13 protein-coding genes are annotated in these 14512 nt (G+C 71.6%); 4 read left to right on the top strand and 9 right to left on the bottom strand.

The window, feature by feature from the left end:
• The first annotated feature begins 93 nt into the window (after positions 1-93).
• Complete coding sequence (locus tag ABZ930_RS16320; protein ID WP_361547843.1) at positions 94-285, top strand: hypothetical protein; 192 nt, start codon at positions 94-96, stop codon at positions 283-285.
• 22 nt (positions 286-307) lie between these two features.
• Here ABZ930_RS16320 and ABZ930_RS16315 read toward each other — a convergent pair whose 3' ends face one another.
• The 5 genes from ABZ930_RS16315 to ABZ930_RS16295 all read right to left on the bottom strand — a co-directional run bounded on the left by ABZ930_RS16315 (position 308) and on the right by ABZ930_RS16295 (position 6981).
• Positions 308-1765 carry a family 43 glycosylhydrolase gene (locus ABZ930_RS16315; protein ID WP_361547840.1) on the bottom strand — a complete coding sequence of 486 codons (1458 nt, stop codon included), beginning with the start codon at positions 1763-1765 and terminating at the stop codon, positions 308-310.
• 109 nt (positions 1766-1874) lie between these two features.
• Entirely contained in the window at positions 1875-2813 is a 939-nt protein-coding gene (locus ABZ930_RS16310) for a carbohydrate ABC transporter permease (RefSeq protein ID WP_361547837.1), read from the bottom strand.
• Position 2814: 1 nt separating this feature from the next.
• Entirely contained in the window at positions 2815-3720 is a 906-nt protein-coding gene (locus tag ABZ930_RS16305; protein WP_361547834.1) for a sugar ABC transporter permease, read from the bottom strand.
• A gap of 20 nt (positions 3721-3740) precedes the next feature.
• Positions 3741-5084, bottom strand: a complete 1344-nt coding sequence (locus tag ABZ930_RS16300; RefSeq protein WP_361547831.1) for an extracellular solute-binding protein — start codon at positions 5082-5084, stop codon at positions 3741-3743.
• Between the two features lie 94 nt (positions 5085-5178).
• Complete coding sequence (locus ABZ930_RS16295) at positions 5179-6981, bottom strand: sugar-binding domain-containing protein (protein WP_361547829.1); 1803 nt, start codon at positions 6979-6981, stop codon at positions 5179-5181.
• A gap of 151 nt (positions 6982-7132) precedes the next feature.
• Here ABZ930_RS16295 and ABZ930_RS16290 point away from each other — a divergent pair, with 151 nt between their 5' ends.
• Positions 7133-8155: a LacI family DNA-binding transcriptional regulator gene (locus ABZ930_RS16290; protein ID WP_361547826.1), complete on the top strand. Its 1023-nt coding sequence runs from the start codon at positions 7133-7135 to the stop codon at positions 8153-8155.
• Between the two features lie 29 nt (positions 8156-8184).
• Here the strand turns inward: ABZ930_RS16290 and ABZ930_RS16285 are convergent, their stop codons facing one another.
• The gene (locus ABZ930_RS16285) at positions 8185-9426 is read right to left on the bottom strand and encodes a hypothetical protein (protein ID WP_361547823.1); all 1242 of its coding nucleotides are present in this window, start codon (positions 9424-9426) and stop codon (positions 8185-8187) included.
• 116 nt (positions 9427-9542) lie between these two features.
• Here ABZ930_RS16285 and ABZ930_RS16280 point away from each other — a divergent pair, with 116 nt between their 5' ends.
• A complete protein-coding gene (locus ABZ930_RS16280) occupies positions 9543-10667 on the top strand; it encodes a P1 family peptidase (protein WP_361547820.1) in 1125 nt (374 codons plus the stop codon).
• 20 nt (positions 10668-10687) lie between these two features.
• On the opposite strand, the gene ABZ930_RS16275 is transcribed toward ABZ930_RS16280, so the two are convergent.
• The 3 genes from ABZ930_RS16275 to ABZ930_RS16265 form a co-directional block, all read right to left on the bottom strand.
• Complete coding sequence (locus tag ABZ930_RS16275; protein WP_361547817.1) at positions 10688-11599, bottom strand: bifunctional helix-turn-helix transcriptional regulator/GNAT family N-acetyltransferase; 912 nt, start codon at positions 11597-11599, stop codon at positions 10688-10690.
• 153 nt (positions 11600-11752) lie between these two features.
• Positions 11753-12151, bottom strand: a complete 399-nt coding sequence (locus ABZ930_RS16270) for a DUF3618 domain-containing protein (RefSeq protein WP_361547814.1) — start codon at positions 12149-12151, stop codon at positions 11753-11755.
• Entirely contained in the window at positions 12148-12534 is a 387-nt protein-coding gene (locus ABZ930_RS16265; RefSeq protein ID WP_361547972.1) for a phage holin family protein, read from the bottom strand. Before ABZ930_RS16265 ends, ABZ930_RS16270 begins: the two co-directional genes overlap by 4 nt.
• 354 nt (positions 12535-12888) lie before the next feature.
• Here ABZ930_RS16265 and ABZ930_RS16260 point away from each other — a divergent pair, with 354 nt between their 5' ends.
• Positions 12889-14412, top strand: coding sequence for a catalase (locus ABZ930_RS16260; RefSeq protein ID WP_361547811.1), 1524 nt, complete (start codon positions 12889-12891; stop codon positions 14410-14412).
• Positions 14413-14512 lie beyond the last annotated feature (100 nt).

The raw sequence follows: 14512 nt of genomic DNA, 5'->3' as shown, positions 1-14512 counted from the left end.
GACGACGGAGGAGTCATCATCCAGGACGGACGGCAGAGGCGTTCCGGGCAGGACCTGTGTGTGCGGCGGCATCCCGAGACACAGGTGGAGTGCGTGCTCCCCGACACGCACTACCCGCGCCCGCACTACGCCTTGGACGGGACGACATGGCACGACGGCCTGTGCGGCGCGTGCCACGGGAGCGGGAGTCGCGACGGTGAGGTCTGCGACTCCTGCCGCGGCGGAGGATTCTGCCTGCTGGAGATCGAGATCGACGCGGACATCGAGGGGAGTGAGGGGATGTGACGTGACGTGAGACAGCCGGGCGTCAGTCCGTGTAGACCTCGGCCCGGTCCACGCTGACGAACGAGCCGGAGGACGCGGCGCTGTGCTCACCGGTGAGCCGGACCCGCAGGGTGTGCGGACCGTTCGCCAGGCGCGGGCTCAGGTACTGGAGGGTCTCGCCGGTGCGGATCGCGCCGTAGAAGTCGACGCGCTGTTCGGGGCCGCCGTCGACGCTGATCGCCGCGATCCCGTTCCCGGTGTCCTTGACCGACAGGAGCGCGATCCGGGTGCCTGTGAAGGTGAACGTCGCCGTGTTGCCGGCCCCGTCGCTCCAGTGGTCGTCGCTCCAGAAGCACTGCGCGGCGCAGCCGGTGCCCGAGTTCCAGGCGCCGGTGTACGTCACGCCGCCGTCGCCGCTGGTCCGGCTGTCGTCGTTGATCCAGTAGTTGCCCGAGCCGGGGTCGCCGGACGGCAGGTTCTGGGTCGCGCCCATCGCCAGCGGCGTCCCGAGGTTCGGGCTGCCGTCGGAGTTCCAGGAGATCTTCTGTGCGCGGGTCGTGCGGTTGGTGTACGTGTTCGTGGACGTGGTCTTGGCGTGGTAGACCAGCCAGTCCTCGGTCCCGTCGGGGGACGTGAAGAAGGCGTGGTGTCCGGGGCCGAACACGCCGCGGGCGTCCGCGCGGGAGAACACCGGACCCGAGCGCTGCGTCCAGTTGCCCGGGACGAGCGGGTCGGCGCCGTTCGCCAGGGACATCATCCAGACCTGGTAGTCCGGCTTGCCGGTGTCGCACGTCGAGTACGTCATCCACGTACGGCCGTTGCGGTTCAGGAACTCCGGCCCCTCGCGCACCTCCGGGCAGCCGCCGGCCGCGTCGATCGCGACCGCGTCGCCCGAGACGGTGTACGGGTTCGACATCGGCGCGATGTTCAGGCCGTTGTGCTGGTACGGGTTGATGCCGCTGTACGCGAGGTACAGCTTGCCGTCGTGCTGGAGGATGCCCGGGTCGATCGCGAAGTCGCCGGTGTGGTTGGGCGGGGTGAGCTTCGCCTTGAAGTGGTACGGGCCGGTCGGGTCGTCGCCCGACGACTCCAGGACGAAGAGCCGGTGGTGGTCGTCCGTCCCGTCGTCCGCCGTGTAGTACAGGTACCAGTGGTTGTTGAAGCGGTAGAACTCCGGCGCCCAGATGTGCTGGTTGCGGGTGGTGTCGGTGTCCGTCCACACCGTCTTGGGCTCGGCGTCGAGCAGGGTGCCCAGGGAGGGCGAGCTCCACATCTTGATGCTGTCGCCCTGGGTGGTGGTCAGGTGGTAGGCCCCGTTCGCGTAGGTGACGAACGGATCGGGCCCCGTGTTCAGCGGATTGCGGAAGGTGCCGCTCGCGGCCACGGAACCCGTCGCCTGTGCGGCGGGCTCCTGACGGGCGCTGGCCTGCGGGCTGCAGGCCAGCCCCGCGAGCAGTGCGAGGAGTGCGGGAACGAGGGCGGTACGGGACCGTGCGCGCACGAGCGGCTCCTTACATCGATGTAAGTCCCAGAGCTTCAGGACGTTAGGGAAGGGAGTGGCGCGGTGTCAACGAGGCACAGCCGGACAGCTGTTGCCCCTGGTGCACCGGCTACTGTCCGCCCAGACCGGTCGTCGCCACGGACTTGACGATGTGCCGCTGGAAGAAGACGAACACGGCGACCAGCGGCAGAGCGGCGAGCACGGCCGAGGCCATCGACTGCGCGTACTGGATCCCGTACGCGTCCTTCACCGTGGTGATGCCGACCGGCAGCGTCATCAGGGACGGGTCGGACGTGGAGACGAACGGCCACAGGAAGTTGTTCCACGCCCCGATGAACACGAAGATCGCGACGGCCGCGAGCATCGGCCGGGACAGCGGGAGCAGCACCGACCAGAAGATCCTCCAGTGTCCGGCGCCGTCGATCCGGGCCGCCTCCTCCAGCTCGACGGGGAGCGAGTCGAAGTGCTTCTTCAGGATGAAGACCATCACGGGGGCCACGGTCTGCGGCAGGATCACCGCCGCGTACGTGTCGAGCAGGTGCAGCGAGAGCATCTGCTCGAACCAGGGCACGATGAGGATCTGCGGCGGCACCAGCACCGCCGCGATCGTCAGCGTGAACAGCCACTTGCGACCGGCGAACAGGGTGCGCGAGAAGGCGTACCCGGCCATCGCGGAGACCAGCACGGTGATCGCGGTGACGGCGGCGGAGATCAGGAAGCTGTTGAGCATCCACAGCGGCAGGTCGCCGCGCTCCCACACGGTGCTGAACGCCTGGAGGGTGAAGCCGTGCTCCGGCCAGATCCAGTGCACCGGATCGCTCGCGTCCGCCTCGGACTTGAAGGCGGTGAGCAGGGCCCAGGCCATCGGCAGCAGCCAGATCAGGGCGGCGACGACGAGGACCACGAGGGCGAGGACGCGCGTGGTGCGGCCGGCCCCGAGGGTGAGGTTCGTGGTCGTACGGCCCTCGGCTCTTCCCGGCCGCGGCGGGCGGACGGGCACGATGCGCTGCCGGGCGGGGCGGACGGGTGCGTCGGTGGTGGTCGTCATGTCACTTCTCCCGGCGGCGGAGTACGGCGAACTGGGCGGCGGAGGCGAGCAGGACGAGGGCGAAGAAGATGTAGCTGATCGCCGACGCGTAGCCGAGCCGGTAGCCGGTGAAGCCGACGTCGTAGATGTACTCGACGACCGGCCGCGTCGAGTTGTTCGGACCGCCCCTCGTCAGCAGGTACACCTGGTCGAAGACCTTCAGGGAGGCCAGGAGTTGCAGCACGGTGATGACCGTCGTGATGCGGCCGAGCTGCGGCAGCGTGATGGAGAACAGGCGCCGCCAGGCACCGGCGCCGTCGATGGCCGCGGCCTCGTACAGGTGGTCGGGGATCGACTGCAGGGCGGCCAGGTAGAGCAGGAAGTTGAAGCCGACCGTCCACCACAGGGTCGTCAGCGCGACCGCCCACAGGGCCACCGACTCGTCGCTCAACCAGGCGACCTTGTCGAGGCCGACGGCGCCCAGGAGGTGGTTGTAGACGCCGAGATCGGGCTGGTAGAGCCACAGCCACAGCAGGCCGACGACGCCGACCGGCAGCAGGTACGGCGCGAAGAACGCGAGGCGCCACACCCACTGGCCGGGCAGCCCGGTGTGCACGAGGAGCGCCATGCCGAGCGCCACCACGACCAGCGGGACGGTCGAGATCAGCGTGAACAGGACGGTGTGCCACAGGGCCCGCCACATCTCCGCGTCTTTGAACGCCTCGCTGAAGTTGTCGAGGCCGACGAAGGACGGGGCGTGCGCGGACAGGGCCCGGTCCGTGAGCGCCATCCACAGGCCCTGGCCGAGCGGCCACAGCAGGAAGACGGCGAACAGGACGAGGAAGGGGAGGGCGAAGAGCAGGCCCGGGGGCAGCAGCCGGCGCAGCGACGGCGGTCCCGGCCGGGGTGAAACGTGTGGAGAGGACATCGTTGTGCCTCCAGGGAGTGTCAGGCCGGGCTGGGCTTGGAGAGGAAGGTGTTGACGCGGCGCACCATCGCCCGCGCCGCACGGTCCGGGGAGAGACCGTCGAGCAGGGCCTGCTGGAGGACCTGCGACATGGCGTTCTGGAAGTCGGAACCCGCGCCGACGAACCAGGCCGCCGGGTCGAGGACCACCCGCGAGGCGGCCGACTTGTAGTGGGCCTGCGGCAGCAGGTCGGCGTACTCCGCTGTGCGGGTGACCGGCGTGTACGCGGGGATGTGCCCGGCGGTCGCCCAGGTCTGGCCCGCCTTGAGCAGCGCGGCCACGGCCTGGTGCGTGCGGCGCCGGTGCCCGGCGTCGGGGTCGTCGCGGTGAGGGAGCACGAACGAGTGCGAGTCGGCGTAGATCGCGGGGGTGCCGAAGACGGTCGGGAAGGGGGCGGCGTCCACCTTCTTGTCCGCGCTGCGGAACGTGCCGAGCTCCCATTCGCCGGACAGCGCCATCGCCGTCTGCCGGTTGGTGAACGCGGCGACGCTCGCGTTGTAGTCGAGCCGCCCGGGGTTGGCCTTGTCGCCGACCAGCTTGGCCATGAACGAGATGACCTCGGCCATCCGGTCCAGGTCCACCTTCGCGGGCCCGCCGGGCGGCAGGTCGAAGACGCCGCCCGTCTGCTTGTACAGGCCGTAGAAGAGCCGCCAGCCCTGCGCGGTGTCGTTGACGTAGCCGAAGGAGATGCCCTCCTTGCCCGAGGCCTTCGCCAGCTCCCGTCCGGCGGCGAGGAACTTGTCGGGGGACGAGAACGCGTCCAGGTCCAGCGTGCCGTCGGCCTTCAGCAGGCCCGCCTTCTTCACCGGCTCCGGGTGGAAGAACACGATGAAGGGGTGGGTGTCGAGCGGGATGGCGTACGTCGCGCCGTCGTACTGGGTCCGCTCCCACACCGCGTCGGCGAAGTCGCCCTGGTGGATGCCGAACTCGGCGAACAGGTCCATGTCCCACGGGTCCACGAGCCCGGTAGGCGCGTAGCCCGCGAGCCGCGACATGTGCGCGACGGCGACGTCCGGGCCGCGTCCGCCGGCCGACGCCATGGCCAGCTTCGTGTAGTAGGGGGTGCCCCACTCCAGGACGGTGCGCTCGATGTGCGTGCCCCGCATGTCGGGTTGCGCCTTGCGCACCATCTCGTTGAGCAGGCCGCCGTCGGCTCCCTGGAACAGGTCCCAGAGGCGGACCGTGCTGTCGCCCGCGGCCAGTGCGCTGCCGCAGCCGCTGAGCGCGCCCGCGCCGAGGACCGAGGCCCCGGCGGCGAGCGCGGCCGTCAGGGCGCGCCGTCTGGTGAGCGCGGGGCGACCGACGGGGGCGGGTATGCCGGTCATGAGGCTCCTTCCCGGTGGGCGGCGGCGTCGTCCCGACACCGCCGCCCACGGACATACATCGATGTAAATTCGGATGAGAACGGGCTGGGCCGGTTCAGTTCTCGAAGGCGGCCGCGCGGAGCTGGGCCGCCCGCAGCAGGGCGGTGTCGACCTTCTCACCGCGGTCGAAGCGGTAGACGCCGTTGCGTTCCTGGAAGACGTCCGTGAGCTGGGTGTAGCAGTAGCCGAACATGTCCGGGTCGTCGAGCAGGACGCCCGTCAGGCCGGTGAACCGCTCGACGAACTCCTCGGCGCTGCGCGGCCGTTCGCCGTATCCCCAGGAGTCGTCGAGCACGTTGCCGGCCGCCTCGGCGGCGGCCGCCGCGTCCCACCAGATGCCGCCGAACTCGCTGCAGAAGTACGGCTGCCCGTTGTACGGGACCGACCAGGTGCGGCCCTCGGGGCCGGTGTTGAGGAACGGCCGGTTCTCCGCGAGGCCGTGCATGATCTTCGCGAACTCCGCCGGGTCCTGCTCGTAGCAGTGCGAGTCGTACACGTCGGTCTCCGGCACCCGGTGCGCGTACCCGGAGGCGTCGATCACCGGACGGGTGCCGTCGGCCTGCTTCGTGGCACGGAACATCGCGTGCGTGACGTCGTCGAGCTGGGTGATGCGGTCGTGCAGGTTCTGGTACGTCTCGTTGAGCGGGCACCAGCCGATGACCGACGGGTGCGAGTAGTCCCGCTCGACGGCCTCCAGCCACTGCGCGACGAAACTGGCGTCGGGCCGCTGGTTGTCGTCGCGGACGCCGACCTCGCAGCCCCAGTCGCCGAACTCGCCCCACACCAGATAGCCCAGCCGGTCCGCGTGGTACAGGAACCGCTCCTCGAAGACCTTCTGGTGCAGCCGCGCGCCGTTGAAGCCCGCCGCGAGGCCGAGTTCGATGTCGCGCACCAGGTCGGCGTCGGTCGGCGCCGTCATCAGGCCGTCCGCGTAGTAGCCCTGGTCGAGGACGAGTCGCTGGAAGACGGGCTCGCCGTTGAGGAGCAGCCGCTTGCCGTCGATCGAGACCGAGCGCAGCCCTGCGTACGACGTCACGCGGTCCACCGGCGCGCCCTCGGCGTCGACGATCTCGAAGGTGAGGTCGTACAGGTGCGGGTCGGCCGGCGACCACACGCGCTGCCGGTCCGCGGGCACGGCGAGGGCCAGGCGCGGGCTGAGGTCCAGGTCGGCGCGGGCCTCGGCGGTGACGACCGCGCCCTGCTCGTCGGCGAGGGTGGCCCGCACCCGGTGGCCCGGGGCGTTGCCGGTCAGCGGCAGCTCCAGGTGGAAGGTGCCGGACGCCAGGTCCGGGGTGATCCGGGGCCGCCGCAGGGCGACCGTGCGCGGCACCGGCTCCAGCCACACCGTCTGCCAGATGCCGGTCGTGCGGGTGTAGTGGCAGTGCGAGTTCGCGTACCAGGTCGCCTGCTTGCCGCGGGCCTGCGGGCCGTGCCGGGTGTCGCGGGCCCGGACCACGAGCGTCAGCTCCTCGCCCGGGGCGGCGAGGTCGCCGAGGTCCGCGGTGAAGGGGGTGAAGCCGCCGCGGTGCCGGGCGACCTCGGTCCCGTTCGCCCACACGGTCGCGTCGTGGTCCACCGCGCCGAAGTGCAGCAGCACCCGGGCGTCCGCCCAGTCGGCGGGCACCGTGACCGTGCGCCGGTACCAGACGGCCTCCAGGAAGTCCGTCTCGCCGATCCCGGACAGCTCCGACTCCGGGCAGAACGGCACGGTGATGCGGTCGGCCAGCTCGCGCTCGCGCAGACCGCGTTCCAGGCCGGTGTCGGACCGGTCGATCTCGAACTGCCAGGTGCCGTTGAGATTCAGCCAGGCGGCACGGGCGAACTGCGGTCGCGGGTACTCGGGGCGGGGGACAGGCATGGTGCTCCTTGCCAGGTGAATGCGGTGCCAGTTGGTGCGCGGCTCATGGCACCATGGCGATTACATCGTTGTAAATATCCGGGGCGGGGCGGGATCCGGCCCGAAACCGTTTCGTGATGGTCGATACGATCGCGGACGGCAGACGGAAGGAATGAACAGCGTGGCGGCCAGACCCAGGATCAAGGACGTTGCGGAGTACGCGGGTGTCTCGCCCAAGACGGTCTCCAACGTGATCAACAACTTCGAGCATGTCTCCGACCGGACCCGCGAGGCCGTCCGGGAGGCGATCGACGCCCTCGGCTACCGGGTCAACATCGCGGGCCGTCAGCTGCGACAGGGTCGCACCGGCATGATCACCCTCGCCGTCCCCGAACTCGACGTCGCGTACTTCTCCGAGCTGGCCAAGCACGTGATGACCGAGGCCGACCGGCACGGCAGGACGGTGCTGCTGCACCAGACCGGCGGCTCGCGCGAGCGCGAACTGGCCGCGCTGCACGGCTTCGACGCCCAGTTCTCCGACGGGATCATCCTCAGCCCGCTCGCGCTCCGGCCCCAGGACCTCGCCACCCGGGACCGCCGGCTGCCCGTGGTCCTGCTCGGCGAGCGGCCCGCGGAGGGCAGCACGGACCATGTCGCCATCGACAACGTACGGGCCGCGCGCGACGCCACCGAACACCTGCTGGCGCGCGGCAGGCGCCGCATCGCGGTGGTCGGCGGCCGGGTCCGCGGCCGGCAGGGCACCGACCGGCTGCGCACGGACGGCCACCGGTCGGCCCTCAAGGCGGCCCACGTCCCCTTCGACGACGACCTCGTGATCGGAGTGGACGCCTACCACTGGCGGGACGGCGCCCGGGCCGCGGCCGCGCTCCTCGAGCGGGAGACTCCGCCGGACGCGCTGCTCTGCCTCAACGACCATCTCGCCCTGGGCGCGCTGCGGGCCCTGCACGAGAAGGACGTGAGCGTGCCGAAGGACATCGACGTGGTCGGCTTCGACGACATCGAGGCGTCCCGGTTCAGCGTGCCCACCCTGACGACGGTGTCCCCGGACAAGAAGGAGATCGCCCGCGCCGCGGTCGCGCTGCTCGTCGACCGGATCGACGACCCCGACGGCGGGCCGTTGCAGGACCACGTGGTCGGGCACGAGGTGATCGTGCGGGAGAGCACCGGCGGCTGAGGGCCGGGGTCTGTGAGGGCTGCCGCGTCCTACCCCGTCGCCCCGGAGCGGTCGAGGCGCACGACGACCGGTGCGTTGAAGGGGTCCCCCGACTGGTTGACCTGAACGTGCCCGGCGCCCAGCCAGGTGTCGGTGCCGGGGACCCGGCGCACCGCCGACAGCCACAGCGACTGGTTCGACGTCCTACGCGCCCCGGTCGACGCCGGGAGCCGGTGCCGCCCGATCTTCACGCACGTACCGTCGTCGGTGAGATACCGGTTCCCGTCGAGCAGGAGCCCGCGGTCGTCCTGGCCCACCGGGACGCGCAGCGCGCAGTCGCCGGGTGCCGGATCCTGCGCGACCCACGCCGAGCCGTCCCGGCGCAGCCGGATGTACTGGTCGTCGGGCTCGTCGCCCTCGCTCTCGCCGTGGTTGAAGCTGTTCAGGCCGTACGCCCGCACCTCACCGCTGTCGAGCACGAATGCCTTGGTCAGCGAGGCACCGGCCTCCGCCGGGACGGGATCGTCGAAACGGCTCTCGGGGGTGTCGACCGCCCGCCACGACGTGCCGTCCCAGTGCATCGTCGCCGGCTGGTCGTAGGGGAGGCCGGCATCCGCCGACTCCGTGCCGGGGCCGGTCGAACGCCGGCCCACCGCCCAGGCGTCGTCGCGGTCCACGACGGCGAGATCCGCGATGCTGTACGGGAGCCGGGTCGCCGTCCAGCGGCTGCCGTCCCAGTGCTGGGCGGACCGCTCGCCGGTCAGCGCCCAGATGTCGTCGGGGCCCGTCGTCTCCAGGTCGCCGACGTCGCCGGACGGCGGATGCGGCACGGCGGACCACGCGGTGCCGTCCCATTGCGCCCAGCCGTTCGTGCCGGAGACCTCGCCGGCCGGCTGCGGCCGCAGCCACAGCGTGCGCGCGCCGATCTCGTCGAGCGCGGGCGGGTAGTCGGACCTGCCCAGGGCGTCGGGCAGGTCCTCGTGGGTCCAGCGGGAGCCGTCGTAGTGCATCAGCAGGGCGGCGCCGCCGTCGTTCTCCGTGCCGACCGCCCAGATGTCGTCCTCGGCGAGGGCGGCGACATCGGTGAACTTGCCGTTGAAGTCCGCTATGTGGTCGAACTCCCAGGTGAGGGAGGACGCGCGGGACGCGGGGGAGGAGCGCGTGCCGTCGGAGGAGGCGGCCCGCTCACCGTCGTGACGCGCGTCCGTACCGCACCCGGCCAGCGTGCACACGGCCGCCAGCGCGACGGCGGTCCCCACGGCCCGGGCCCTGTTCCCCACGGCACTGCGCACGATCACTTCCCGTCCCCGATCCTTCGGTGTCCCGCACGTTCTGTGCCGCGCGGCGAACGGTCAGCGTATCGGGGGACGGTCGGCCGAACCGGGCCGTGAACGGCGAGGATCGTGCCATGACACCGCACTCCGGCCACACCCCCGGCCGCCGCCCGCGCCCCCGCGATCTGGGCATCGCCCCGGGCGTGCTGCCGCCCGGCCCCGCCAACTCCCTCACCGATGTCCCGGGCGTCCGCGTCGGCCACGTCACGCTCGCCCACGACGACGCCGAACTGCCGGTACGCACCGGGGTCACCGTCGTCGTCCCGGCGCCCGGCTCCGTGTTCCGCGACAAACCCGCGGCGGGCCTGGAGGTCGTCAACGGCTTCGGGAAGGCCGCCGGGCTCAGCCAGATCGCCGAACTCGGCGTGCTGGAGACTCCGCTGGCCCTCACCAACACCCTCGCGGTGGGCGCCGCCTTCGAGGGACTCGTCCGGCACGCGCTGGCCGGGCACCCCGAGATCGGCACGACCACGGGCACCGTCAACCCGGCCGTGTTCGAGTGCAACGACGGCTGGCTGAACGACATCCGCGGCCTGCACGTCCGTCCTCGGCACGTGCGCGCCGCCCTCGACGCGGCGAGCGACGCGCCCGTCGCCGAGGGGGCGGTCGGCGCGGGCACCGGCATGGTCTCCTTCGGCTGGAAGGCCGGCATCGGCTCCGGTTCGCGCCTCGTCGACGCCGGGGACGGCATCCGCTGGACCGTGGGCGTCCTGGTGCTCGCCAACTTCGGGAGCGCCGCCGACCTGACCGTCGCCGGGGCCCCGGTCGGCCGCACCCTCACCCCCGAACACGCCGTGGAACAGGGGGAGTTCGCGCGCGGCGCCGGATCGTGTGTCGTCCTCGTCGCCACGGACGCCCCGGCCGACGCCCGTCAGCTGCGGCGCGTCGCCAAGCGGGCATCGGTCGGACTCGCCAGGACCGGCGGCATCATCCAGCACGGCAGCGGCGAGTACGCGCTCGCCTGGTCGACGGCCCAGCGCACCCCGCACATCCCGCGGGGCCCGGTCCGCTCCGCGACCGCCGTCGCGGAGCACGGACCCGTGCTGGACCTGCTCTTCCGGGCCGCGGCCGAGGCCACCGAAGAGGCCGTCCTCGCCTCGCTGTTCGCGGCGCACCCGGTCACGGGAGTACGGGGCCACCACGCGCCGGGGCTGCCCACGGACGAGGTGGCCCGGCTCGTTCGCGCCGCGGTCTCGTAGGCGAGCGGACGGCCACGGCCTCAGCGCGCGGGCGTGTCCGCCGCCGTGACGCGCTTCTCGAACCACAGCTGCGCGTACGGCTCGTCGTTGAAGGCCTCGACCTCCTGGAACCCGGCCGACCGGTAGAGCCCGATCGCGGCGTCGAGCACCTTGTTGGTGTCCAGGCGCAGCACCGCGCGCCCGTGCCCGGCGGCCAGCGCCTCCAGTTCGGCGAGGAAGCGGCGGCCGAGGCCCAGGCCCCGGGCGGCCGGGGCGATCCACATGCGCTTGACCTCGGCCGGCGCGCCCGCCGGGAGCTTCAGGCCCGCGCAGCCGACGGCCTCACCGTGCAGCCGCGCGACGAGGAACAGGCCCCGTGGCGCCCGGAGTTCACCGGCGTCGGGCAGCAGGCTGCGGGCCGGGTCGAAGCCCGTGTCGAAGCGGTCCTGGAGCTCGGAGTAGTAGGAGAAGAGACAGTGCCGGGCGTCCGGGTGGTCCGGGTCGACCGTGTCCAGGGTGACCGTCGCCGCCGTCAGGAGCCGGTCGACCTCCGCCATGGCGGCGACCAGCCGCGCGCGCTGCGTGGTGTTCAACGGGGCCAGCAGGGACGCGGCCAGGTCGTCGCTGCGGCCGTCGAGCGCGGCACGCTCCGCGCGGCCCGCGTCGGTGAGCCGGACCGTGCGCACCCGCCGGTCCCGGGGCAGCGGCTCCACGGTGACCAGACCGTCGGCCTCCAGCGCGCGCAGCAGCCTGCTGACATACCCGGAGTCGAGCCCCAGCCGCTCCCGCACCTTCCGTACGTCGCGGCCCTCGTCGCCGATCTCCCACAGCAGCCGCGCCTCGCCGATCGGCCGGTCGCGGCCCAGGTAGTGGTCGTGCAGCACCCCCACGCGCTCGGTGACGGTGCGGTTGAAACGGCGCACCTGATCGATCTCTGTCGTGTCCGTGGTCATTCTCTGACTTTAGTCAGAGAAACCGATTCGAGCGAACAGCCATGACCATGGCGAAAGCCGGGGCCCGCACATGCGGTGCCCCGGCCGCCGTCCGCCTCACTGCCGAAGCGAACCTCGTGGCCCGGGCGGCCGCCGTCGCCGACCGGGCCCAGCTCATCCCTTCCGGCGCCGCAGGGCCAGCCACAGCGCCAGCGCCCCGGCGGAGGCGGCCACCAGGACCGCGGCACGGTGATCCCGCACCGAGCGCGCCGCCTGGGTGCCCGCCGGGCCGGACAGCCTGTCCTGCGCCTGGTGGGCGACGTCCGAGACCTTCGTCCTGACCGTGTCCACGGTGTCCGAGGTCTGCGCCCTGAGCGCGTCGGCCGTGGCCGTCGCCTGCTCCTTGACCTGCGCGGCGCGGTCCTTGGCCCGCGCCTTCACATCGGCCTTGGCGGCCAGCGCCTCTACGGTGTCGCCCAGCTCGGCCCGCGTGCGCTCGACCTGCTCGCGCAGTTCCTCCGGTTCCGACGCGGACGGCTTCCCGTCCGGCGGCGACTGCGACTCGTGTGTCATCGGTGGGCACTCTCCTTGATCTCGGCCACGTCGGCCTTCAGGTTCTCGATGGTCTCGGCGGGGGCCGGGGGAGCGGCCCGGCCGAACTGACGCCTGCCCCGGGCGGCCAGCACGGCGGCGATCACCCCGAGCACCGCCGTCACGGTCAGCGCGGCGGCCCACACCGGCCACACGACCGCGAGGCCGGCGATCGCGGTCGCCACCGCGGCCTGGAGCATCAGGAACCCGACGACCCCGGCGCCGCCGAACAGCCCTCCGCCCCTGCCGTAGCGCCTGCCCTTCTCCTTCATCTCCGCCTGGGCCAGCCTGAGCTCACCCCGCACGAGCTCGGTGAGCTGCTGCGAAGCGCGCTGGACCAGGTCGCTGACCGGCTCCTGACCCATGTCGCGGCCTTCCGCGGCGGCATGCGGCTGGATGTCCGGCACGGCGGTCACCTCCCACTCTCTTCTCCGGTGCGTCCGGGCGCCCGGGTACCCAGAGGCGCCGGAACCATCCGTTTAAGGACGCTTCGCTCGGACAGCCGGGGGGTGGCCCCGTTCGCAGGCGGGGCGAACAGGAGCCGACTCCTGACAAATGGCCGTCTCGTCGAAGGGGCCGCAGGATGGAAGAGCTGCCGGGGCGTTCCGTACGCCCCCGAGCACGGAGGAGCCGCCCCTCGGGCAAGGGTCCCCCGGCCGCTGAGCCGGCGAGGCCCACCAGGCGTGGAGAACATCCCCATCGAAAGGCACGCGTTTCCCATGAGTGACGTCACAGGCAAAGCGACCACCACGGACGCCGGGATCCCGGTCGAAAGCGATGAGCACTCGCTCACGGTCGGCGCCGGTGGCCCGATTCTCCTGCAGGACTCCTATCTGATCGAACAGATGGCCCAGTTCAACCGGGAGCGGATTCCGGAGCGGCAGCCGCACGCCAAGGGCAGCGGCGCCTTCGGCCGGTTCGAGGTGACGGCGGACGTCACCGCGTACACCAAGGCCGCGCTGTTCCAGCCGGGGACCACCACCGACCTCGTGGCCCGCTTCTCCACCGTCGCGGGCGAGCGCGGGAGCCCCGACACCTGGCGCGACCCGCGCGGATTCGCGGTGAAGTTCTACACCAGCGAAGGCAACTACGACATGGTCGGGAACAACACCCCGGTCTTCTTCATCAAGGACCCGATGAAGTTCCAGCACTTCATCCGGTCCCAGAAGCGCCGCGCCGACAACAACCTCCGCGACCACGACATGCAGTGGGACTTCTGGACGCTGTCGCCGGAATCCGCCCACCAGGTGACCTGGCTGATGGGCGACCGGGGCATCCCGCGCAGCTGGCGCCACATGAACGGCTACACGTCGCACACGTACATGTGGATCAACGCCCAGGGCGAGCGGTTCTGGGTGAAGTACCACTTCAAGACCGACCAGGGCATCGAGTACTTCACCCAGGACGAGGGTGACCAGATGTGCGCGGCGGACACGGACTACCACACCAGGGATCTCTTCGAACACATTCGCGACGGAGAGCTCCCCAGCTGGACGCTGCACGTGCAGGTCATGCCGTACGAGGACGCCGCGGACTACCGCTTCAACCCGTTCGACCTGACCAAGGTGTGGCCGCACGCCGACTACCCGCTCATCGAGGTCGGCCGGATGACCCTCGACCGCAACCCCACGGACAACCACGCGGAGATCGAGCAGGCGGCGTTCCAGCCCAACAACCTCGTCCCGGGCATCGGCCCCAGCCCCGACCGGATGCTGCTCGGACGGCTCTTCTCCTACGCCGACGCCCACCGGCACCGGATCGGCGGCAACTACCAGCAGCTGCCGGTCAACGCTCCCGTCGCGCCCCTGCGCACGTACTCGAAGGACGGAGCGATGGCCTTCCGCAAGACGGAGGATCCGGTGTACGCGCCGAACTCCAAGGGCGGCCCGGCGGCCGACACCGACCGCTACGGCACACCGCCCAGCTGGTACGCGGACGGTGACATCACCCGCGCCGCCTACGTCGACCACGCCGAGGACGACGACTGGGGCCAGGCGGGCACCCTGGTGCGCGAGGTCTTCGACGACGCTGCCCGCGACCGGCTCGTGGACAACGTCGTCGGCCACCTGCTCAACGGGGTGAGCGAGCCCGTCCTGGCCAGGGCCTTCACGTACTGGTCGAACATCGACAAGTCGATCGGTGAGCGCATCGAGCAGGGCGTGCGCGCCAAGGCGGGCGAGAAGGACCCCAAGGCCGACCAGCAGGCCAATCCGGCCCGCAGCAGCATGCAGCACAAGGCGTGAGCGCGATCGCGACCGCCTGATCCGGTTCGGCCCTCCGCCCGCCGCCCTCCGGGGAGGCGGGCGGACGCCTGCGCGGTGCCCGGGCCCGCGCGATCTCTCG

Origin of the sequence: Streptomyces sp. NPDC046716 (assembly GCF_040645755.1) — a bacterium.
Taxonomy (GTDB): domain Bacteria; phylum Actinomycetota; class Actinomycetes; order Streptomycetales; family Streptomycetaceae; genus Streptomyces.
The sequence above is the reverse complement of the archived record's forward strand: the minus strand, read 5'-3'. Positions and strand labels throughout refer to the sequence as shown.